Raw genomic sequence first — 520 nt, 5'->3', positions numbered from 1 at the left:
GAACAGAGAGCCGCCCCGGTCTATCCCCACTCCGCCGCCTATGCGTCCGAGCATGGGGAGATGGCGCAGTACCGCGCCTCCCTGCAAGCCAGTCTTGCCTGCAAAGAAGCCATTGAGCAGGCCATCAGCGCCCACTATGGGGATAACCGCCTGAATACCGAGGCCGCTGTCAAAGAGGTGCTGGAACAGTTCGGGCCGGAGCGTATGCAGTACATCCTTGCCAATACGGTGCTGAAAAAGGAGCATGACGGGCGCATCTCCCGCGATAACAAAGCCTGGGCGAAAACAATCCCCATGCCGGAGGATGGCGGCGATCCCCGCCACAGTTATGCCCTGGTGGTGGATAAGGTCAACCCCGGTCTGACCGACCTGTTTTTGAAGCAGGCGCGGAAAGTCCTTCAAGCCCCGGAGAAAGGCTCCGTCCTGGAAAAACTCAAACAGGAGCCGCCGGAACGCAGACCCGCCGCCCCTAAGAAACGGGAACCGGAACGATGAGCGCGGCAAAGCGGAAACGGGAGGT

Annotated in this window: 1 protein-coding gene; it reads left to right on the top strand. The window is 60.8% G+C overall.

Features of this window, described 5'->3' with window-relative positions:
• Positions 1-495 (top strand): DUF3849 domain-containing protein (locus D5269_RS18265; RefSeq protein ID WP_166545259.1); only part of this gene is annotated, 495 nt, incomplete at its 5' end.
• Between the last annotated feature and the right edge of the window lie 25 nt (positions 496-520).

The sequence above is a fragment of the Anaerotruncus sp. 1XD42-93 genome (assembly GCF_009917605.1).
GTDB lineage: Bacteria > Bacillota > Clostridia > Oscillospirales > Ruminococcaceae > Anaerotruncus.
Note: the sequence above shows the minus strand (reverse complement) of the source record. Positions and strands in the feature narration are given on the sequence as shown.